This window comes from Pantoea sp. USMM079 (assembly GCF_037153115.1).
GTDB lineage: Bacteria > Pseudomonadota > Gammaproteobacteria > Enterobacterales > Enterobacteriaceae > Pantoea > Pantoea communis.
On sequence record NZ_JBBCKX010000039.1, the window covers coordinates 1 to 22,364 of the forward strand.

A 22,364-nucleotide genomic window follows, 5' to 3' on the forward strand; every position below is an offset into this window, starting at 1 on the left:
AGCTGCGGCACGCCGATGCGTCCGGATTTAATGTCTTCATAGGCGGCTGCGAAACCGCTGACGAAGCGGCGGTTAAAGCCGACCTGAAGAACGACGCCGGCGCTTTTGGCGGCGGCAATCGCGCTGTCCGCCTCTTCGAGGGTGACGGCCATCGGTTTTTCACAGAACACGCCTTTACCGGCCCTGGCGGCAGCGACCACGAGTTCAGCGTGGGTGCGGGCAGGGGATGCGATGACGACGGCATCAATGGTGCTGTCGTCGAGCATGGCCTGAGGATCGGTAAAAGACTTTTCCGCGCCAAGGGTGGCGGCCAGCTTTTCGGCGGCGCCGGGAACGGGATCGGCAACTGCGGCGAGCACCGCGCCGGGGATAAGCTGCGCAACGGTCTGACCGTGGAAACTGCCCATACGACCGGCACCAATCAGGCCTACGCGAACTGTTCTTTTAACTGACATGTAAATCTCCTTAGGTGTAGGTTCAGAATACTAACTGTTCAGACTTGTGCAAAACTGATCTGATAATAACTTATTGAAAATAAAGTCTTTAAAGTGCTATTCCCCACTTTTGTCTCAACCTGAAAAAGTGATTTCGAGTTTCAACTTTTTTCATTGGATATTTTCATGAGTTCATTGAGGGCTCATGGAAACCCTGCCTACCGATTAAAGCGAAAGAGTTGGTGTGAATTTTTCATAAAAATTCATGTGAAACAATTCCTTCCATTTTTACTGCCGCTGTAACCAAACATAGCAACAGTTATGCCAAAACACATTCTCATTATTTTTTATATATTTAAAAAAAGACACCGATCACAAAGTGTTTAAATTAAAGACATGTCTTGTCTGGTATGTCTATAGAATGGACACATCTCACCGCTGAATAATGAAATATATGAACCAAATTAGCGAGAAGATCTGGGATGAAGAGTGGGAGCTGATCGCTGCTCAAAACCATCCTCAAAACTTCGCAAACTACATCAATGAGCTTGGACAGGCATGGAAGGATTTTGAACAGGGCCGAACACCTGTCGGCTTGCGTTCAGCCATTCATGCATCGTGGCTACGCAGTCATACAGAGGGCATTGATGCTTATAAATTTGAGTACCAATTCTGTGAGGAGATCGAGCTTCGCAAGGTCTTAACGCGTAACGCGGAGATGATATCAATTGCACGAGATATCATGCGTAATCTGCTGTCACATAACCCGGATGGTCACATAAATTTGACTGACGCAAGTGGCGTAACAATGCATTACTGTGGTCAGGATCTCACACCAGTCGGTAGCCTGCTAAGCGAGGGGGTCTCTGGTACTAACTGCACGGGACGCTGCCTGAAAGAAAACCGACTGGTATACATGCTTAACGCTGAAAATTACAAAGAAGCCTTACGATTAAGAGGTAAACACTGCGCAGCTGCTCCTATCAGAGATGAAAATGGGGTCATGCTCGGTGTTTTGACCCTTACTGCAAATCCCGGCTATTTTCATTATCACACACTGGGGACGGTTCAGGCTGCAGCCGAAGCGATTTCTCAGCAGCTTGCATTACGCCACCTTCTTAATGAACATATGTCTGTGCTGGAAGCCCTGAATGAAGGGGTTTTGGTGATAAACGCGCAGGGTGCGATCAGACAGTTAAATCGCTATGCCCGTCAGATTTTGAACCTTTCAGAAAGTGTCTGCTTCCATGATGCAGATGAAGTGCTGATGCCTGAGAATTGCTCCCTCAAAACGTTACCAGCCTGTAAAGATCGTAATATTACTTTTTGCCCCTCTCCAAATGTGCGGGTTTCGTGTCTTATCTCTGCTGTTATGACCCCTGAAGGAGGACGGGTTATATCAATGAGGGAAAACCGCCGCGTGCGGGACATTACTCACAGAGTGATAGGCAGCAGTGCAAGTTATAATTTCGATATGATTCTCGGTCAATCCCGGGTTATGCAGGAGACTCGTAATAACGCACGCAATGCAGGCAAAAGTGAAAGTGTGGTTCTGCTTACAGGTGAAAGCGGTACCGGCAAAGAGCTCTTTGCACAATCTATTCACAATTGCAGTAATCGTCTGAATGGACCGTTTCTTGCTGTCAACTGTGGAGCAATTCCACGGGATTTAGTTCAAAGTGAACTATTTGGTTATGAAGACGGTGCATTTACGGGTTCGCGGCGAGGAGGAACGGCAGGCAAATTTGAGCTGGCAGACGGCGGAACGCTTTTCCTTGATGAAATCGGCGATATGCCACTTGAAGCGCAAGCCAGTCTTTTAAGGGTATTGCAGGAAAGTGAGGTGATGCGGATTGGGGGCAAGCGACCGCTCAAAGTCAATGTCAGAATTATTGCCGCGACGAACCGAAATCTTAAAAAAGACGTTGAGAATGGTTCATTCCGCAGAGATCTTTATTTCCGGTTAAACGTCATATGTTTGCCAATACCTCCGTTACGTGCAAGAAGAGACGATATAAAAGAACTTGCTGACTGGTTTTGTGAAAAGATATGTGGAGTATTGGGTCGTAAAGGAGCTCGATTTACACCTGCTGCTATCGAAATTCTGGAAAATTATGACTGGCCCGGAAATGTTCGTGAGCTTGAGAATATCGTCGAAAGAACAATTAACCTCACAGATTCATATGAAATAGACATATCCAATTTGCCGGAGGAGTTGTGGGCTTCTGAATCACAATTTTCGGCCATCTCAGTCGGTAGAGACAGCGCGAACAATTACAATCTAAAGGATGGGGAGAAAACCCTGATTGAACTTTGTCTTAAAGAAAAAAAAGGAAATTTGCGTCAGGTTGCCTTAGCGCTGAATCTATCAAGAGGCGCGTTATACAACAAACTAAAGCGCCACGGTATTGAACCTACGGAATATCGTAAACTCTGAGAAGTTTTTGTCGTGCATCAGAAACCGCCTGTAAGAGGCGGTTTCTGATGAGGTCACTTGTTAACTTTATCACCCAGCCATGATTGCGAATTCATGGTTTTTCGTGCCTTCGATACGGTTTCCGTGGTCACTGCAGGAGCAGCATTACCCCAGCTATTACGAATATATGTCATTACATCCGCAATATTGTCATCCGAAAGCTTCCAGGCGAATTCAGGCATGCCTGCAGACGTTGGGTTTGCGTGGGTGAACGGTCCCTGACTGCCGTTAAGTACCACATTCAGTAAGCTTGATGGATCTTCTGCGTTTACCTGTGGGTTATTTGCCAGCGCAGGGATCATATTGCGAATCCCTGAACCGTCCGAAACGTGACAGGCATTACACTGCGACTCGTACACCTTTTTACCCACCATCATAGCGTTATCATTGCTGCTAATTGCCGACGGTCTATTCACCGGTGAAGCAGGCAATGATTTCAGGTAGCTGGCTATTGCCTCTAAATCGTCTTGCTTCATGTACTGAGTTGAATTTTCGATCGCTTCAGTCATTGGGCCAGAAGATGCAGCCATGCGGTTAGTACCGGAACGCAGATAATCAACGATATCCTCCTGGCTCCACGATCCTAGTCCAGTATGTGGATTCTGGGTGAGGTCAGGTGCATGCCAGCCTTCTAAGTTTCCGCCCTGCAGATAAGCAGATGAATCTCCTCCGAGGAAGTTTTTAGCGGTGTGGCATGAAGCACAGTGCCCAGGACCGTCCACCAAATATTGACCACGATTGATGACAGCGGTTTCAGCAGTGTCAGGTTTGAATTGCTGATCTTTAAAGAAGAGCAGATTCCAACCGGCCAGTGTCCAGCGTTGATTGAAAGGGAATGGCAGCTGGTTCTCGACAACCTTATTGTTGACGGGCGGGATGGTGCGAACGTAAGCCCACAGGTCAGTCAAATCCTGATCGGTAAGCTTGGCATAAGCATTATAAGGCATCGCTGCATAGAGATGGCCATGTGAGCCAATCCCATGACGAACAGCACGGTCGAATTGCTCTTGTGTCCAGTTTCCAATACCCGTTTCTTTATCAGAGGTGATATTTGAAGAGAGAATGTCACCAAAAGGTGTTTCTAACCTATAACCCCCGGCAAACGACTTCCCTCCCTGGGCCGTATGACAGGCTGTACAGTCTGACAAGCGTGCCACATATTCGCCACGTTTAATCTGAGCCTGGAGTGCCTCACCTTTTTCCGGCTGAATCTCTTGCGGATAGCTCTTATGCACATCATATTGCACCAGCGCGGTGTAACCCAGTGCACCCACTACTGCTAGATAAACGATGCCTAACCCGGCACGTCGGATTTTTTTAGACATTCTTCGCTCCTTGATGCACCAATGAACCCGGATTTTTCAGGTAATCATTCACGATGGCGTGCGCTGTCCAGAGAGTGAGCGCACTTAGCGTGATTGTTGGGTTGTATCCGGCATTATTAGGGAACGATGAGGCGCCAAGAACGAACAGGTTGTGTGCATCCCAGTGTTGCTGATAGCGGTTAAGCACTGACGTCTCAGGATCTAATCCCATCACCGCCCCACCAATGGTATGGGAGCTGTCATAAGGAGTGAACGGAGAGTTATGCTTGTCCGGAATCGAAACGATTTCCCACGAAGTTGCACCAGACTTCTTGCAGATCTCTTCCATGCGGTCACGAATGTAATTCGCCATACGTTTGTCGTTTTCATTGTAATCAAACGTCATCCGCATCAATGGCTGGCCATTGGCATCTTTATAATGGGGATCGAGCGACAAATAGGAATCTTTGTGTGAGTAAGAGGTGCCTTGTCCCTGAATTTTACCGAAGTTCTGGTAACTCTTTTGGAATGCTTTTTTCCATTTTGAACCCCAGAGTTTCGTGCCTGCAGGAACACGATCAGCCAGGCTCAATGGGGTTCCCTGATCTGACAAGGCCTGAATGCCCGCGCCGCCCAGGAATCCTAACCCCGTATGGTCGAAATTGTCGCCGTTGAAATCATCGATCTGCGTCGACAGCGCACCCGTCGATATGAACGGATTCATGTGTTCATTTTCGAAGTAAAGGAATGCATTCACCATTGTCTGATAGTTATATGCGCGCCCCAGCGTGCCTTTACCGGTGGCAGGGTCGTATGGTGTGCCAATTTCGGACAGTAACAGCAGGCGAACGTTATCCAGCTGGTAAGCTGAGATACACACGATGTCTGCGGGCTGGAAACCTGTATTTCCATCTGAATCGAGGAAAGTCGCGCCGGTAACGGTTTTGCCGTCTTCCGCCTTCTCAACACGCAGCACGGTACATTCCGTCAGCATTGTTAAATTAGTGCGATCCATCAACGCAGGTATCACGCAAATATTTGGCGAGGATTTAGACCAGTTGCCACAGCCATATAATCCGCAAAAACCGCAATATGTACATGGTGCCAGATTGATTCCAAGCGGGTTGGTATATGCTGCGCCAATCGTACCGCCCGGGATTGGGAACGGGTGATAGCCCATACCCTCGGTAGTTTTGTGGAATATGTCATTCCAGTGCGAACGGATGAGTGGGGGAGTTGGATATTCGCTGGTACGACTGCCCTCAAACGGGTTGCCGCCGTCCTGCTTAACGCCATTAATGATGCCCGCCTTTCCTGAGATACCGGCAATTTTTTCCACACGATCGTAAAACGGTTCAAGCTCTTCGTATGTTACGCCCCAGTCCTGAACAATCAGACCGTCAGCCAAGTCCATATTGTGATAGCGATTCTTAAGGCGGGTTTCCATTTCAAAATCGGAAGGGTTAAAACGCCAGGCATTCGCTGCCCAGTGTTTTCCTGCACCGCCAACGCTGTTGCCCATCATAAAAATGTTGAGTTCGCGAGCCGGCTGAGCTTTCTGATTGGGAGAGTTACGGAAGGTCAGTGTTTCCACGCTTGGTGGTTTTAAGATCTCACGACGTACGCCGTAGCGAAGCTCATCGGCAGCAATTGCGGGTGAGAAGTTTTTTTGCGTCTGTTCCCATGCGCCACGTTCGATAACGACAACATTGAGTCCTGCGCGGGTCAGTTCTTCTGCCATGAGAGAACCGGCCCATCCCAGGCCAACGATCACCGCGTCAGCCTTTGGTCTGGTGTAATTCATAAATTTATATCCTAAGTCTGCTTATGCTTTCAGGAGATCGATGATGCTGATGGGCTCAATGGAGAGCTTTTGGCCCTTAAGTTTGGCCACATCCCGGTAGTCATATCGAGCACCGGGGAAGCCGATCATTTTCCAGCCAACCATGTTGCGGTTACCGCCATAAATCGGATCAGCAAGGAATCCCTCCATGACGTTGGAGAGGAACTGACCGAATAACGCACCTGAAGACGTAAAGCTTGGATACTTAAATTTGGAATCTTCCATCTGTTCCAGATAGTGATCTTTTTCATCGTCGGATAATTCATCAAACGATTTTCCGAGAGTTTCTTTGCAGTGTTGGTCTAACTCAGCAAGCCCTTTGCGATAAATATCGCGAGGCGTTAAGGGACTCTGATTCCCCTGCGATTCAGTCCCTTGTTCATAAGGACCGCCCTTGTAGCGCCATGCTGCATCGCCATAACTTCCGGCTAGTTGATTGTCAATAAAGACAACGCAACCCGCTTCAGAAGCACCAATGCTGACATCATCTGCAGGGATGAGACGGTCAAAAATTGCTTTAACTAACGTAGCTTCACGATCAGTCAGAAATAATCTTTTAGTGGGATCAGCTGGAGTGGGGGGTAAAGTTGCTTTAGCTCTCCACAATTCTCCGCCCTTAAATACTCTCTCGGCGGCGCCAGCCGGTTTAAAAATTGATGCTGCTGTTCCTGTGCTTGCCAGCACTAATCCTGCCTGAATAAAACTTCTACGTTTCATACGATGCTCCAACATACAGAGTCACCGACTAACCGAACCACGCTCACTAAATAAATAAGGTGAATCTTATAGACAGTGTTTTATAGAATAATTAACTGATTTCACTATCAAATCAGACCGCTTTAACTATCCAACTTTTTTAATATTGCATATCCCTAACAACACTTTGATTTCGCCAGTATCTCGTTTCAGCAATTCTCGACAAAGTTCACGTACGTGCATCGCCTGGAACATGTTCAACCAGAGTCGCAAACCAAAGTTGTTGCGATTATGTGTATCTTTGCCATCGATGGCAACGAGTTATTGCCATCGATGGCAAGAAAGACTCTACAGAGGAAGGGGGTATTAACTGTTTTTTTAATTAATAAAATCAGTGGGATGTAAACTCAATCAGCACTTTTTAGTGAAATGAACAAAAAGTGCGATTCGTCTGGTGAGAGTTAGCAATAGGGTTGTGTAGGTTGTTTTTAAAGCACCTTGTAAAGGGGAGATAAGCAATGAGTTTTCGAGCTTTACAAAAATGTTACACTTTGGATCTACAATCGACTGGTTTTAAATGGGATTTACGCACGCGAATTTCACCCAGTCGCCAGGTACCATCTTCATCGGCAATACCATCAATAAGACGATTGATAGCCTCTGTTATTTGAAGATCAGCACGCTGTGACCATGTTGTTAATTCCCATGTCGTGGTTCTTGCTTCATCTATATCATCGAAACCAACAATACCAATATGAGCACCCTGACCAAAATCCCTTACTGCCTGAATAGCACCAACAGCTAGCACATCATTTTCGCAAAAAAGGGCATCAATTCTCTCATTTTCTGGCGTGCTTTCGAGGTAGTCTTTAATTAACTTATATGAAAGTTCACGATCGTAATGACCAGCAATAAATGTTTTATCAAGCTGCAGGTTTGCTTCTTTTAAACTTGCTCGATACCCATCTACTCGCATCAACTGAGATGATGGCGTGTCATGACCTTTCATATAAGCATAGCGCTGATATCCTTGCTGAATGAGCAAGTCACCAAGCTGCCTCGATGCTTCATAACCATCAATGTTTACGACATCTACATGGGGGTTATCGGTGCTACGGCAAATGTGGAAAGAGGGGACCTGATAAAGCTCTTTCGACATCACAATCAGTTCATCACGTAAAATTGTAGCGGCAAAGATCATCCCATCAACCTGCATTTGACCAGCCATATTAAGTACCGACATGTATTTGTCGTCAGAGCCCACATTAAATAAAATGGTCATATATCCGCGTTCTCCCAGTTGCTTAGTGACCTCATCCAGAATCATCAATGTATGCGGGTTTTGAAATTCATCGACCAGCATAGCTATTAGATGGGTCTTCTGATTTTTCAAACTACGGGCTAACAAATTAGGACGGAATCCCAGCTTATCCGCCGCAGCCATGACAGCTTCACGGGAATGGGGTGAAATTGAAGCCCCATCTTTAAATGCCCGCAACACCGTGTATTTAGAGACGCCTGCAAGTTCAGCAACTTCAGTGGCAGTGGCTTTTTTTCTGCTTCTCTTCTCGTCCATTTTTTGCATCGTTGACCAATTGAATTGTGGATGTTTTAACACTGAAGTTTACCACGAAACAGCAGGATTAATAATTATGTGACCTGCTCACCGTTGGTTAATACACTGCGATATTAGTAATGACCTCATTAAGTGCCAGGCGTTAACGCTCGCCGACTCGCACGAACGCCAGGTTGAGGTGTGGGATCAGGTAACGGATTCTGCCAGGCATGAGCAACTCTGCCTGCTTCTGGCGCGCTAAACGGCAGGCGGCACTCCGGGCCGGAGAATGCCCAACCTTTCTTTTTTAGGCGCGCTGTCTCTTTGTCTTACCTCTTCTTTGACTGATGCTTTTCAAACCAGTGCATTATTAAAGCTGTTTCGGATCTTTATCGCTTCACTGTATCAAGCGGCAAAGCATTTACATACTGCTGCTCCCCCTTCGGCTCCCCGGCTCGCCGGGTCGTCAGCCCGACTACGCTAACCGGCAAGCCGATTAGCTACACCGAACCGCAAAAGGAGGCGTTTCGGGCCTGCCGGCTGGGGTCTGATTGTAACGGTCATATTGGAGTCGGGCTGATGTGTGATTCAGGGCTTGGTAGATTATGCCACGCTCTGGCTTCACGCCGTTTACGCAGAAAATTAACGTATGCCACACGCCCTCCAAACGTTCAAATTATTCATTAACGCAAGTGGCGTTATAAGTGGCTCAGTCGGATTTTCAACAATCTACATGACCAGTTTACCCATTCCTCATACTGGATATTTGTCAGCAGTCAGTTCAATCTCTTCATGCGATAAGAAAGACTAACCATCTGTTTTACAATCGCTAAATTCATACATAAAAATTCCCTATGTCGAGTAAATAGCCTATGCGTTGACAAATTAATCAGCGTATCGAATGATGAGTGCACATGGTTAATATTGTTGATAATCTACTATTTAGGCTGAATTTGATTGTCTACAATCAGCAAGTTTTCACTCAATCAGGCGGGGGTACTGCTTTGAATTCACCTGTTCGCGATAACTTTCGGCACTGTATGCGTCGACTTGCCGCCACGGTATGCGTCATTACTTGCCAGCATGAAGGCAAACGTTACGGCATCACCGCGACGGCAGTGACATCGTTGTGTTTCGATCCTGTATCGATACTCGTATGCATCAACAGCTCGTCCAGCGTTCTGGAGCCGCTTCTGGCAAGCGGTAAATACTGCATCAATCTACTCAGTTTAAATCACACCCGCGTGTCGCAAAGCTTCAGTACTCCGCTTTCTGCCGATGAGCGCTTTGCGGTGGGCGAGTGGCAGACTAACGCACATGGCGTGCCTTATCTCTGCGATGCGCAGGCCACTCTGTTTTGTGAACTCGAGCAAACCGTAGCGTACGCAACACATCACATCGTGATTGGCCAGGTCAGCGACTGCCAGTTCAGCGAAGCAATCGCCCCGCTGTTGTACCAGAACGGCGCGTACGTCACGTCCACCCCTTTAATTTCCGCGGTTGCTGGTTTAGCAATCTGACTTTTTTGTAGCAGGAGAACAAAATGCAGCTTGGATTATTTAGCCTGATGACTTTGCGCGACCACCCGCAAGGCGTGAAAGGTGTGATGAATGATACGCAGACCATGGTCAGAACCGCAGAAGAGGTTGGTTTTGATATTGCCTGGTTTGCTGAACACCATTTTGCCAACTATTCGAGCAGCCCCTCGCCGCTGCTCATGGTGGCAAATGCCGCAAGCTGGACCTCAAAAATTAAACTGGCACCCGGTGTGTTAGTCCTGCCGCTCTATCAGCCGCTGCGTTTAGCACAGGAAATTGCCGCGGTGGATGCGATGACAGACGGTCGTCTGGTTCTGGGTATGGGTACGGGTTACCAGCAGTACGAGTTTGACCGGTATGACGTGGAGTTGGAGAAAAAAGTCGATATCTTCCTGGAATACTGGGATGTGATTGAGCAGGCGCTGGTCAACGGTGAAGTGGAGTATCAGGGGGAGCACCTGAGCATCCCGCAAACCACGTTCGCTATTCGCTCGTATCAGACGCCGCTGCCGCCCCTGTTTGCCACCACTTCTCACCCTCGTTTACTGGATAGACTTAAAAAATGGCAGGTTACGCCATTCCATGCCGCCAGCACCCTGGGTTCGCCCGTGCTGTACAAAATGGTCGATGGATTAAATCAAAGCTGGGAAAGCCTGGGCGAGAATCCTGTCACAAAACCACTTGCCATTATGCAGTATGTCCACGTTACGGACAGCAAAGCGGAAGCCCTTGAGGCCGCCGAGCGTGCGCGATACGTGGGCCGCATGGCCAACCACCTGCGTAAACCCGCATTACCGCTCGACGCTAACGGCTACATTCGCAATGAGCCTTTCGACGGCGAATATACGCTGGAGCAATACGCCAGTAACATGGTGGTGGGCGACCCTCATATCGTGGCAGAAAAAATGATTGCCGATATTCAACGTCTTAATCCGGTGAATTACACCTGCAACTTCCAGTTTGGATGCTTACCGCTGGAACGCGCGCAGCGCTCTCTTTATCGATTTAAAAATGAAGTCATCCCGTTAGTCGAAAAAGAGTTAGGTCCGATCGCAAATATCGGCATTAAATAAATTCATCTTCTCGTAAATTTTTTACCCTGTCAGTAAAGAACTAAACGCCTTTATGTGGAGCTTTTTTATTATTCTAAACCATCGCGGGGAAGTCATTATGTTTAACAAGACGACGAAGTTAGCATTGTTTATTGCATTCTCTTCATTATTATTTATCCAAATGGCACAGGCGGATTCCACGCTGGATGCTGTAGTCAAAGCAAAGAAATTACGTTGTGCGGTCGTTCTGGATTCACCGCCTTCGGGTTATATCACACCGGATAATAAACCAGACGGTTACGATGTGGCCTATTGCAATGATATGGCGAAATCATTGGGTGTTGAGCCGGTTATTGTTCAGACGCCAGCGTCAGATCGTATTCCGGCATTAGTGTCTAAACGCGTGGATATTGTCGTAGGCTCCACCACTATCACTCCTGAGCGCGCCATGACGGTGGCCTTCACACAACCCTATGTGAATTACACCATCACGGTTATGACCCGCAAAGATACCGGCATAAAAAGCTATGAAGACCTTAAAGGTAAAAAACTCGGTGCCGTAACAGGGTCGACCTTTGAGCAGCTCTTTACCAAGGAACTGCAGGGGAAATGGAAAGATACCGGCACAACGTACATTGGCTATGGCAGCGATGCTGAGGTGTTTATGGCGCTGCAGCAAGGCAAAGTCGACGCTATTTTGCAGGCATCATCGGTCTATAACACGCTGGAGAAGAGCGGGCAGTATCCAACCTTTACCTCAGCAGGACTGGCGCCGCTTGCGGATATGGATGGTTTGGCTGTGCGTCGAGGCGATCCGGAATTCCTGAACTGGGCTCGCGTGTTTGTGTGGCATCAGGTCGTGTCTGGTCGCTATGCCGAGTTGTATAAGAAATATATGGGTGATGGTCCACTCCCGTCTCTGACCATGGCTGGTGTTGATTTCTAACATTCCAAATATTGTCTGACCCAGGGTATGCCCATGCAGGATTATCAGTTTTATTGGTCTGTCGTCTTCGATGCATGGCCACAATTACTCTCTGGCGCTTGGGTAACATTACAGATAACACTACTTTCCGTGGTGATCGGTATGGCATTAGCTTTACCGATGTCTGTTATTCGCCAAAGCAGTCAGGGGTGGATGTATTATGCCACCAGTTGGTGGGTGGAACTTTCACGAAACACGCCGGTTTTATTTCAGGTTTATATTATGTATTTCGGTCTCGGTACGCTGGGGATCAATATATCCAGTTATGCCGCTGTGCTGATTGCAATAGCTTTTAATAATGCCGGCTACATGACGGAGATATTCCGTGGAGGCTTGAATGCCATTCCGCGCCAACAAATGGCGACGGCCCGATCATTGGGGATGACACCACGTGAAGCGCTTCGCTACGTTATATTCCCACAAGTATTCAAGGTCGTATTCCTGCCATTCGTTACGCAGTGCATCTGGGCCATGCTCAATACTTCTATGGGGATGTTGATTGGGTTGCGTGAATTAACCGGCGCCACGCAATCTGCGCAATCGATCAGCTATCGTACCTTTGAATTTTTCGTCGTCACTGCAGGTATTTATTACGTCATCGCCAAATTTATTCAGTTTGGGGCGCTGCTGACATTCCGCCTGATGTACCGGAGGTAACCATGCAATTTGTTCTCGGTTATCAGCCTTTACAGTGGTCCGACAGTTGGTTTTTGCTGTTGGGCGCGCTGAATACGCTGGCAATGGCCGCTACGGCGGGGGTGCTTGGCACGATGCTCGGTATACCGCTTGGTTGGGCGCGCTCCGTCTCCATCAGTTTCCGGGTGGCAACGGCACCGCTTATCGACATCTTTCGAAGCGTACCCATGATCATCACGCTAATTGTGCTCAACAGCCTGTTTTCTTTGCTGGATTTGCCGCTGTCACCTTATGTGCTGGGTAGCCTTGCCCTTGGTGTATGGATGGCCTGTGTGACATCGGAAGTGGCCCGGGCCAGTTTCATTGCGGTGCCGCATACCTTCCGCCGAAGCGCCCGGTCGCTGGGAATGACGGGCTTGCAGGAGTTGTGTCACGTGTCCCTGCCGCTAGCACTGCGCAATGGTTTAAGTGCGTGGGTGAATCTGCTGTTGAGTCTCATCAAAGACAGTGCGCTGGCTGGCGTCGTGGGTTATGTCGAGTTTATGCGCGCCACACAATCACTGATTACACGTACACATGATACCTGGTTACTGCTGCTGGGCACAGGGGTGTTCTATTTCCTGATTTGTTACCCCGTTTCCCGTTATAGCCGTTATCTGGAAAAAAAGGTGGCTCTATGATCGAAATAAAAAATGTGCAGAAAGCCTTTGGCGCAGTCAGCGTGCTGAAAGGAATTGATCTGAATATTGAGAAGGGTGAGCTCGTGTGTCTGATTGGTGCCAGCGGGTCGGGGAAATCGACCCTGCTGCAATGCATCAATGGCCTGGAGGGCATTCAGGGCGGCGAAATCATCGTAGATGGGATGAGCGTACACGCCCCCAGTACCAATATTAATCATCTGCGTCGCAAGCTGGGCATTGTGTTCCAGCAATACAACGCGTTTCCGCATTTGAACGCGCAGGAAAACGTTGCGCTGGCCCCTCAGGTGGTGGCGAAAACGGGGAAGCGTGAGGCGCTATTGCTGGCGCAAAAACATCTCGAACATGTCGGCCTTGGTGGCAAGGCCCTGATGATGCCTTCACAACTCTCTGGCGGACAGCTGCAACGCCTTGCTATCGCGCGCGCGCTGGCCATGAATCCCTCTTACATGCTGTTTGATGAAGTGACATCAGCTTTAGATCCCGAACTGGTAGGGGAGGTGCTGGCCACCATGCGTCTGCTGAAATCGGAGGGCATGACCATGGTTGTGGTGACTCACGATATTGGTTTTGTCCGCGAGTCAGCCGATCGCGTGGCGTTCCTGCATCAAGGCAGCGTGTGTGAGATTGGCAGCCCACTGCAGGTGATTGACCATCCCACTCAGGAACAAACTCGTAAATTTATGCGTCGCGAAATGCGCAGCGAGCAGGCGGCCTGAAATGGCCCTTTCTTTTCAATTCAATCTGGAGCAACGCAACATGATGACCTTCGATTTGCAGGGCAAGACGGCACTGGTCACCGGTGGAGCAAGCGGTATTGGTTTTGAAGTTGCGCAGCTTATGGCGCGCAGCGGAGCCAGCGTAGCGATCAACTATTTGCCGCAGGATCTTCGTGGAAAAGCCGCCGTTGCCAGCCTGAAAGCGGAAGGACTAGCCGTGATAGGCGCGCCGGGCGATCTTTCTGATGCCGCAGAGGCCGATGCGATGGTTAAGCATGCGGTTGAAGCGCTGGGAGGCCTCGATTTATTGGTCAACAACGCCGGTACGCCTGGCGTGACAAAACCGATCCCCGTGCAGGATTTGGAAAGCGTGTCAGAAGACATCTGGCAGACGCTTCTTAATGTGAATCTGATGAGTGTGTTCCGCTGCTCTAAAGCCGCTGCCGCCAGCCTGAAAGCCAGTCAAGGTGCGATTGTGAATACCGCGTCGATAGCCGGTTTTGGTTCCATTGCTAGCACAATTGCCTACAGCGCATCGAAGGCTGGTGTGATCAATCTGACCAAAAATCTGGCTCACGCGCTGGCACCCGAAGTGCGGGTTAACGCCGTGGCACCAGGATCAGTGGAGAGCTCATGGGCCATAGAGTGGTCGGATGAACGCCGTCGCAGCACGGTTGCCGCGACGCCACTTCAACGTTGGTGCACACCCGATGACGTGGCGGAGCTGATTGTTTATCTCGGTTTTGCCGGCCGCATGATCACCGGGCAAACGGTCATCATTGATGGCGGCATCTCTCTTTAATTTTTTAACTCAACCAGGAGACATCATGATCAACGAAATTACCAAAGTGAAATCCGGCAGTATTCTGGAGGATAAGGAAAGCTATTCGCGCGTAGTGGTACTGGGCGACTGGATTTTTATGTCGCTGACTGCCGGGCGCGATTACAAAACACGTGCCATGCCAGAGACTGCAGTCGCGCAGGCAGAGCAGGCATTCCGAAATGTTGAAGGTGCACTGGCTTCGGTTGGTGCATCGCTGGCTGATGTGGTGCGTTCACGCCTGTTTATTCCGCGTCAGGAAGATGTCAAAGCGGTGATGGCGTTCATTGGTGAAAAGTATCGGGGGGTTGATCCCGCCAGCTGCGTGACCTGTTCCCCGTTAGGTGGGCCGGAATACCTTTTCGAGGTTGAGATCACTGCGTATCGCGGTGCGGGGGAGATGCCACAAAAGCGACTGGTTATTTCGCTGTAAAAAAAAGGAGGTCGCCAGTGATGGCGACCTTATTGTTATCGGTCACATGCCGGAGATCTGATTTACTTCCCTTTTTTGCTGCTCTTGAGCGGATTCTGCTCTTTTTCCAGCAAAGACATGTAGCGTGAAACAGCCTTAGCAAATTTGTCTTTCCAGATACTCAGAGCGCGATCGATGTCACGCAGTTTGATCGCTTCCAGTAGCGCCACAACATATTTCTGCGCATCGGCTTCCCGTTCGATATACACAATCCCGGTCAGATTATTAAATCGCTGCACTTCAACCGTGGTTTCTTCGAAATAACGGGCACAACGTTCCAGCCCGCTAGCGATCACGATAGCTTCCTGAAACTCTAAATCGTTCTGAATGGTTGCCTGCTGGTTGTCCTGACCTGCCAGCTTCACTGCGGCATTAGCCATCTTGTCGAGCGCTTTCATTTGGTCTGCAGAGGGCAGTTCCGGATTGTCATGAAACACCTTCAGCGCCAGCTCACCAAGCGCAGAGCGAATCGCATAAACCTCAAAAATGCTGGCAGGATCGAGTTTGGCCACCACCGCACCGCGATTAGGACGCACTTCTATCAGGCCTTCCTGGCTTAAGCGGCGTAGCGCTTCCCGAATCGGATGGCGGGATATATTAAGTTGCTCAGTCAGGTTTTTTTCTATGAGTCGGTCGCCCGGACGGAAAAGGCCCTTAATGATGGCATTACGAATCTGATCAGCTGCATGTTCGGAACTGGCAATATTGTTCATTGGAACCAGCTGCGCCCGGCCTGCACTCTCTTTATTATTTGGCATAACAGTCAGACATCCCTGCGTTAAAGTAAATGAGGACAGCATAGCGGCAGAACTCACTCATTGTCGATAATCTTCACTATGGCGGCCCTAAGCCGCCGCTTTGTGGATTAATGCCAGGCTATCTTTTGCATAAATTCCTGCGTGCGTTGATGTTGAGGCGCATCAAAAATCTCCTCGGGTGTCCCGAACTCAATAATCCTGCCTTGATCCATCATTGCGACCTTATCTGATACCTCCCTGACAAAGCGCATTTCATGAGACACCAGGACCATCGTAATGCCCTCACGCGACAGCTGACGTACAGTATTCAGCACCTCTCCCACCAGCTCTGGGTCGAGTGCGGAGGTGACTTCATCGAGCAGTAAAATTTGGGGCCTGAGGGCCAGAGCACGGCTGATGGCAACGCGTTGCTGCTGTCCCCCTGAGAGATTGGCGGGGAAAGCTTCCGATTTGTGGCGCATGCCCACCTTTTCCAGCAGTGTTAACGCCTCTTCACGGACTGTTTTCTGGTTACGTTTCTGTACTTTGACCGGTGTCACCATCACGTTCTGCAGTACGCTCATATTCTGGAAGAGATTGTATTGCTGGAACACGATTGCCACTTTCTCACGAATATCTCTGACGCTCTGCTGTGAATCATAATCCACTTCGATATTCTTCACGCGAACCGCACCGCCTTCCGGTTTTGTTAAGCCCATAATCACGCGCAGCAAGGTACTTTTACCCGATCCGGACCCTCCAATGAGGCTGACAATTTCTCCCGGTTTGACCGTCAGATTGATCCCGTCCAAAACCCGATGCTCGCCATAAGAGCATTTCAGTTCGACAATTTCTAATTGTGACATAGCGTAGCTCCTGCACCGGCGTTCACGGTGGTGTTAATGATGATAAAGATTTGGTTATTGCGGATCGCGCGTGATGAGTGGCCACGCCCTGCGCTGAAAGGCGTCGCTCCAGCCACTGACCGAGCAGGCTCAGCGGCCAGGACATGGCAAAGTAAATCAGCAAAACAACCCCATAGATGAGAAACTCGGAGTAGCCGCGGCTTATCAGGATCTTGGCGGAGAATGTCAGCTCAACCACCCCGAGCTGCGATGCCAGCGCAGTGTCTTTGATAAAAGAGACCATAAAGCTGAAGGCAGGGGGGATAACGACTTTCCAGGCCTGCGGAACCATCACATAAAAAACAATCTGGCGGTAGCTGAAGTTAAGGGTCTGCGCGGCTTCAATCTGGGTCTTCGGCACTGATTCGAAGCCGGTACGGAAGATCTCCGCCATATAGGCGCTGGCGATCAGACATACTGAGATCAGTGCGATAAGGTAAAACGACCAGCTGTAACCGAGCCCCTGGCAGATAAAAAAGACCAGGAACAGTGTTACCAGGAACGGGATGCGTCGCAGCAGTTCTACACAAATAATTGCCAGCAAGCGCAGTGGTTGAAATGCAATATGACGGGTCTGTCGCAGGCACGCGATCAGAAAACCGGTCATCAAGCCAAACGAGCAGCCGATGGCTGACAGACTCAGGGTGTTCAGCGCGGCCTGTAGTAGGAATTCCAGCGTAAAGTGGCTGAACAGATTAGCTAACTGCTGGGATAACGTAAGCATCAGATAAACCTCGCTCGAACGCGGAAGCACCAGTAACCAATGGCGTACAGGAAAGCGCTGGCGATAAAGGTCAGGAGCACATACATGCCAGCCGCCACGGTAAAGGATTCAATACTGCGGAAAGTGCTAGAGCTGATTTCAATCACCGCACCGCTCAGTTCATTGACGCCAAATAATCCACCAATCGAGCTGCCCAGCAGGATCCAGATAAAGAAATTGGAGAGAAGGGGATAGATGGTTTTGGCCAGATGCGGCAGTATGACAAACCGGAAACTCTGAAAGCGTGACATATTAAGCGTGGCGGCTGCTTCAAGCTCAGTCTGACTGACTGAGACAAGACCGCTGCGCATAATATCGGTCAGATATGCGCCCGCGTTAAGTGATAACCCAATGAGCACGGCTGTCAGCGGGGACAGCACAATGCCAAAGTCTGGCAGGCCATAAAACAAAACAAAGATCTGAATGAGCGATGGCGTGTTGGTGAAGAACACCACGTACACACGTACGATACGGCGCACACCGGGACGCGCGTGTTGCTCGGCCAGCGCGCCGAGCAACCCAATCACGGAGCCAATCCAGAAGGCAAGAAACGCGACCAGCAGCGTCATCATCGCGCCTGACAGTAATTCAGGCCAATGCTTTAAGACCTCACCAAACTGAAAACTGTAATGCATGGTTTTTTCCCCTTGTTGGCTTCACGCAGACGATCAGAAATAAGGTGTTGGCACCACTTTGACTAACATGGGCGCCTTGAACCATTTCTCCCAAGTCTCATTTACGAAACCGCTGGTGTGCATGTCAAAGAGGGCAACGTTCAATACGTCGCGCAGTGCAGTGTTGTTTTGAGCGAGGCCAATCCCGTCATAAGCGGTATTTAGCGCTTCTGGCATGATTTTCCACTGCACGTTGGGGTAGTTTTTTGTGAATGGCACATAGAATTCAATGTTCTCAACTAACGCATCGGCACGGCCCTGAGCCAACGCGCGGATGGTATCCGCCATGGTATCGACAAACAGAATCTTCGCTTTTGGAAGATTCTGTTTGATGAAGTCCGCAGTCCAGACGCCGCGAATCAGTACCAGTGTGTATTTATCGTTATTGAGTTCTTTCCAGTTGGTAATCGCTAATTTGTTAGTCGTGAGCACCCCCATCGATTCGGTGTGAAGGGGCACGGTATAACTGATGGATTTGGCGCGCTCGACGGTGCGGGTTAAGCCACCCAGACAGATATCAATTCGATCTGCAACGAGGAAGGGTACGCGCTGTGCAATCTCTGTCATGACAAACTCAGTTTTAACCCCTAGTTCACTCGCCAGTTTATTGGCAACATCAACATCAAAACCTTCCAGCTGATTGGTGGCACCAATCGAGGATTGTGGCGGTGAATTCGGTAACACACCAACCTTCAACACCCCACTTTTAATGATCTCGTCCAGCGTTCTGGCACTGGAAACGTTGGTTAAAAGAATTAAGACTAAGAAACTGAACAACACGGTTTTCAATTTTTTTAACATAGCGCGTTCTCTCTCAATAAGGCGTTAAGAATAACTTCCCCGGTAATTGAGATTGATGATTGTCAACAATCTGTGCATTTGTCAATTAACCCGCAAAACTCAGTGGGATGGATTTTTATTATATTTATATCAATGGGATAGGGGATATTGGCATAGTTTAAAATAAAGTTTGTTCGCTAAAGAGTATTGCTAACTTACTGATATATTGACGTTATATTAAATTCTTATTCTTTCAATCATTTAATAGGAAATTCATGCATAGATATTGGTGCAGGCGCACCATTTTAGTGAAAATACTTGATATCTAAACCGCGGTTGTAGTTTGGTCAGCTAACTTGAAAATGATTTAACCCTTAACAAGACGTTAAAGCGGCATACTTGTCAGTCTGTCAGAAATCTCCCCGCACCAGCGGCGGCAGCCCATCGCGGCGCGGAACTCTTCTGCTTCCTCCAGAAATCCCTCTTTACTCTTCATGTGAAACTGAGACCGGTAAAGCGTCAGCAGCGTTTTCTCATCCCTCGTGCCAGCTTCAGCAAGCAGGGCCGCGTATAGAGAAGCACCCTGCGACAGGCGGGTCAGCCCCTCCAGCTGCCGTGCCCGCACCAACAGGTGCGGCACTCCTGCCATCATGATGCGCTGCAAATCGGCCTCACTGAGTATGCCCAGAATGCGGCAGAACTCGCGGTGGCCGTCCAGCATCAGCCCTGAGTCATACGGGCTTTCCCTCAGTTCGGCGTCCATCATGCGCGACATCTCGCGATCCATCAGGGCAACGAGCTCGCTGGTCGGATAAAGTTTCCGATCAGGTCACCGAACGTGGCCACCAGAAACTCCTTCAGGAAGTCACTCTTTGTACGTCCGACTTTTCTGGCCTGCTCGGTGATTCCCTCGTCCACGGCCGAGGGAATGTTACGCACGGTGAGGGTGCGCAGATCCCCTCGCCCCGATAGCGGCAAATCAGGTACTGTTGAAACAACCATGGCTTATTTTCACAAAAAACGCGAAAGCTGGCCTGAAACAAGCCAAATCCTTTCCTGTTCAGCCCGCTGTCCTGTCTCCGCATCCGATTAGATCCGGAAAAGTTCATTTCTGGCACCGCTCTGCATAATGGCACCCTGCATTCATCGTATGAGCGGGAGGATTCTGCGGCCTGACATCATGCCCTGGCCCTCGCATGTGACCTGAATGGCATAAATTTTTTGTTGGTACTCAACCTGGCCCTGAGCGGCTAACCTTCAGAATTTGTTCGCGCGTGGCCATCCGGGTAAATATGATCGCCAGAATAGCAGTTGCCCCTCCCAGAGCAGTTGACTCAAACCGATGTATGGCAATACCTGTCTGAGGAATGCCGAATCCGGAGATCATGAAAACCACCATTGTTGTGATGAGAAAGCTGAAGAGGCCATACGAGCGATTAATCATTGAATAAGAGAAGGTGAAGGCAGCAAATCCGGCGATAATAAAGCCAGTCATTGTGAATAATGGACTGCTGCAATAATCTATAAAGCCAGCTGCTGTAATGCAGCCTGTGAGCGTACCAAGCACTCGTGCCTGCACTCTTGATAAAGTATCCCGGTAATTATTTCGCAGGCAGATGAGCAGCGTCATACCCGCCCAGTAGCCATTGGTCAGGTTAAGCAGATGAACTGCCGTAAGCGCACCAGCCATCCCCAGCATGCCGCATATGACCGACCATTGCAGATGGAACGCTGATAACAATGATGGCGGGCAGGCAGTAAAGCCCCAGCGTAATATCGTGTCGGATACCCGGTTCAGACGGCATGAAATCTCCTGTATACAAACAGGGCTAGATAATGACTAAAAATGAGAAATCCGGTTGCGGCCATCCTTGATAACACTGTCTACTTCTCCTTTAAAATCTTGCCGATCAGCTTTTAAAATAATTCGTTTTAAGAGCCACTACGGGCAGCTTTCCCCAAGCCCTTAATCCGTTGTAGCACTCTGACCGGGCGCTTCTGGCCTGCTCCCATTGATTAATATATCGCGGTCAGAGTCATGTCTTCCTTGGTCATAAAAGACATCCCCGTGAAGAAGCGATTTTGCGACAAACAGTTCAGCCATTCTCCTCCGGGATGGCATTAATCAGATCCCTGCCCTTATGATGGATGTTACCCAGCTTTCTGCCTACTGCGTGCCACGTGAACGCCTTTTCGGGCACGGCGGCATCGTGCGCGATTTCTTCAGCCCGCTCAGGTGACGTGCCGGCGCTCAGCCACTCGCGAACGGCGTCGGGAGCAATCACCAGCGGGCGCCTGTCGTGAATATCGACCATACCCCTGTTGCTGGGCGACGTCACAATCACAAATCCCTCTTTTACGTGGTCCTGCCCGTACGGCTGCCTGCCGATGGCAGCAAAGGGGGTGATTATCTTTGTGATGGATGCAAAACGGCTGCTTTTTATCACCTTCGTTCTTCCATTAGAACCAGGCATCAGCGGGCACGATGGCGCACCCATGGTGCCACAGCGGATTAATCTTTGTCGTCCATTTATAAATGTTGAATCATCATTTCCCCTTTAAAATTATATAAATACCTGTGTAAAGTGCTTCCGGACATAGCCTGTAGCTTCTGCCACGGGTTATGATCGGGCATGATTGTGAACAGCCCGGGAATCGCTATGTTAGATTCGCTAATTCCTCACAGCTAACTTTACCTTTGAAGAATCCCGAGTGTCCCCCTTCGGCTCACAGGCGTCGCCGGGTCGTCAGCCCGACTGCGCTAACTGGCAAAGCCGGCAAGCCCCGCCGAACCACGAATGAATGCGTTACGGGCCTGTCGGCTGGGGTCTGATGGAAACGTCCACACCCACTCATGCAGCCAGCTGAGGCTGGCGCCTTCACTGGACACACAAAGCCGTGGCCGCTAATGACCCACCGGCATAACGCCGCCGTCCGGGGCTGTGCCCTGTTCATCTCCTACCGTACTGTATTGTGCATCGAGTTTCCCCGCCGTGCAGAAATCTGCCACCCGGGCGGCCTCGCGCAAGTGCCGCTTAGCTAAACGTCTGCACCCGATCCTTCCGGGCTGGCTGCAAATCAGGGCTGTTTTCCATATCAGTCACCAGTGCACCCGCTGCGGCGTAAGTAGCGCGATTGTTTACATTAGACGCTTATTACCTAGCATTGACCCTGACCCGAAATCCTGCTCCATTCAGAAACAGAATTCCGGCATGATAATGACTCCCCTGAGCGGAGGTTGTGCCGATGAAAAAGTCACGATTCACCGAAGAGCAGA

Annotated in this window: 22 protein-coding genes; 9 read left to right on the plus strand and 13 right to left on the minus strand. The window is 49.5% G+C overall.

Going from position 1 to position 22,364, the window contains the following annotated elements; all coding sequences use genetic code 11:
- Window positions 1-455 (minus strand): Gfo/Idh/MocA family oxidoreductase (locus WFP70_RS25790; RefSeq protein WP_337024854.1); only part of this gene is annotated, 455 nt, incomplete at its 3' end.
- A 433-nt stretch (window positions 456-888) separates the two neighbouring features.
- Here WFP70_RS25790 and WFP70_RS25795 point away from each other — a divergent pair.
- The gene (locus tag WFP70_RS25795; protein WP_337024853.1) at window positions 889-2,871 is read left to right on the plus strand and encodes a sigma 54-interacting transcriptional regulator; all 1,983 of its coding nucleotides are present in this window, start codon (window positions 889-891) and stop codon (window positions 2,869-2,871) included.
- A 53-nt stretch (window positions 2,872-2,924) separates the two neighbouring features.
- Here WFP70_RS25795 and WFP70_RS25800 read toward each other — a convergent pair whose 3' ends face one another.
- From WFP70_RS25800 to WFP70_RS25815, 4 genes are all read right to left on the minus strand, one after another.
- Entirely contained in the window at window positions 2,925-4,235 is a 1,311-nt protein-coding gene (locus WFP70_RS25800) for a c-type cytochrome (RefSeq protein WP_337024852.1), read from the minus strand.
- Complete coding sequence (locus WFP70_RS25805) at window positions 4,228-6,018, minus strand: GMC family oxidoreductase (RefSeq protein WP_337024851.1); 1,791 nt, start codon at window positions 6,016-6,018, stop codon at window positions 4,228-4,230. The genes WFP70_RS25800 and WFP70_RS25805 overlap by 8 nt, the downstream gene beginning before the upstream one ends.
- Window positions 6,019-6,039: 21 nt before the next feature.
- Window positions 6,040-6,774, minus strand: coding sequence for a gluconate 2-dehydrogenase subunit 3 family protein (locus tag WFP70_RS25810; protein ID WP_337024850.1), 735 nt, complete (start codon window positions 6,772-6,774; stop codon window positions 6,040-6,042).
- 523 nt (window positions 6,775-7,297) lie between these two features.
- Entirely contained in the window at window positions 7,298-8,329 is a 1,032-nt protein-coding gene (locus WFP70_RS25815; protein WP_337024849.1) for a LacI family DNA-binding transcriptional regulator, read from the minus strand.
- Between the two features lie 893 nt (window positions 8,330-9,222).
- Here WFP70_RS25815 and WFP70_RS25820 point away from each other — a divergent pair.
- The 8 genes from WFP70_RS25820 (at window position 9,223) to WFP70_RS25855 (ending at window position 15,189) form a co-directional block, all read left to right on the plus strand.
- A complete protein-coding gene (locus WFP70_RS25820) occupies window positions 9,223-9,828 on the plus strand; it encodes a flavin reductase family protein (protein ID WP_337024848.1) in 606 nt (201 codons plus the stop codon).
- 23 nt (window positions 9,829-9,851) lie between these two features.
- Window positions 9,852-10,919, plus strand: a complete 1,068-nt coding sequence (locus WFP70_RS25825; RefSeq protein ID WP_337024847.1) for an LLM class flavin-dependent oxidoreductase — start codon at window positions 9,852-9,854, stop codon at window positions 10,917-10,919.
- Between the two features lie 97 nt (window positions 10,920-11,016).
- A complete protein-coding gene (locus WFP70_RS25830) occupies window positions 11,017-11,844 on the plus strand; it encodes a transporter substrate-binding domain-containing protein (RefSeq protein WP_337024846.1) in 828 nt (275 codons plus the stop codon).
- 33 nt (window positions 11,845-11,877) lie between these two features.
- Window positions 11,878-12,540: an amino acid ABC transporter permease gene (locus WFP70_RS25835; RefSeq protein WP_337024845.1), complete on the plus strand. Its 663-nt coding sequence runs from the start codon at window positions 11,878-11,880 to the stop codon at window positions 12,538-12,540.
- Between the two features lie 2 nt (window positions 12,541-12,542).
- Window positions 12,543-13,199, plus strand: coding sequence for an amino acid ABC transporter permease (locus WFP70_RS25840; protein WP_337024844.1), 657 nt, complete (start codon window positions 12,543-12,545; stop codon window positions 13,197-13,199).
- A complete protein-coding gene (locus WFP70_RS25845; protein WP_337024843.1) occupies window positions 13,196-13,936 on the plus strand; it encodes an amino acid ABC transporter ATP-binding protein in 741 nt (246 codons plus the stop codon). The genes WFP70_RS25840 and WFP70_RS25845 overlap by 4 nt, the downstream gene beginning before the upstream one ends.
- A 1-nt stretch (window position 13,937) precedes the next feature.
- Window positions 13,938-14,738 (plus strand): SDR family NAD(P)-dependent oxidoreductase, encoded by an 801-nt coding sequence (locus tag WFP70_RS25850; protein WP_337024842.1) that lies wholly within the window; start codon window positions 13,938-13,940, stop codon window positions 14,736-14,738.
- A gap of 25 nt (window positions 14,739-14,763) precedes the next feature.
- Window positions 14,764-15,189, plus strand: coding sequence for a Rid family hydrolase (locus tag WFP70_RS25855; RefSeq protein ID WP_442956373.1), 426 nt, complete (start codon window positions 14,764-14,766; stop codon window positions 15,187-15,189).
- A 62-nt stretch (window positions 15,190-15,251) separates the two neighbouring features.
- Here WFP70_RS25855 and WFP70_RS25860 read toward each other — a convergent pair whose 3' ends face one another.
- The 8 genes from WFP70_RS25860 to WFP70_RS25895 form a co-directional block, all read right to left on the minus strand.
- Window positions 15,252-15,986, minus strand: a complete 735-nt coding sequence (locus WFP70_RS25860; RefSeq protein WP_337024841.1) for a GntR family transcriptional regulator — start codon at window positions 15,984-15,986, stop codon at window positions 15,252-15,254.
- Between the two features lie 107 nt (window positions 15,987-16,093).
- Window positions 16,094-16,831 (minus strand): amino acid ABC transporter ATP-binding protein, encoded by a 738-nt coding sequence (locus tag WFP70_RS25865; RefSeq protein WP_337024840.1) that lies wholly within the window; start codon window positions 16,829-16,831, stop codon window positions 16,094-16,096.
- Between the two features lie 22 nt (window positions 16,832-16,853).
- Window positions 16,854-17,594 (minus strand): amino acid ABC transporter permease, encoded by a 741-nt coding sequence (locus tag WFP70_RS25870; protein WP_337024839.1) that lies wholly within the window; start codon window positions 17,592-17,594, stop codon window positions 16,854-16,856.
- Window positions 17,594-18,268 carry an amino acid ABC transporter permease gene (locus WFP70_RS25875; protein WP_337024838.1) on the minus strand — a complete coding sequence of 225 codons (675 nt, stop codon included), beginning with the start codon at window positions 18,266-18,268 and terminating at the stop codon, window positions 17,594-17,596. Before WFP70_RS25875 ends, WFP70_RS25870 begins: the two co-directional genes overlap by 1 nt.
- Before the next feature lie 33 nt (window positions 18,269-18,301).
- Entirely contained in the window at window positions 18,302-19,108 is an 807-nt protein-coding gene (locus WFP70_RS25880; RefSeq protein ID WP_337024837.1) for a transporter substrate-binding domain-containing protein, read from the minus strand.
- Window positions 19,109-19,472: 364 nt separating this feature from the next.
- Window positions 19,473-19,862, minus strand: a complete 390-nt coding sequence (locus WFP70_RS25885) for a hypothetical protein (protein WP_337024836.1) — start codon at window positions 19,860-19,862, stop codon at window positions 19,473-19,475.
- 456 nt (window positions 19,863-20,318) lie between these two features.
- Entirely contained in the window at window positions 20,319-20,777 is a 459-nt protein-coding gene (locus WFP70_RS25890) for an FUSC family protein (RefSeq protein ID WP_337024835.1), read from the minus strand.
- Window positions 20,778-21,183: 406 nt separating this feature from the next.
- Complete coding sequence (locus tag WFP70_RS25895; protein WP_337024834.1) at window positions 21,184-21,534, minus strand: SOS response-associated peptidase family protein; 351 nt, start codon at window positions 21,532-21,534, stop codon at window positions 21,184-21,186.
- Window positions 21,535-22,364 lie beyond the last annotated feature (830 nt).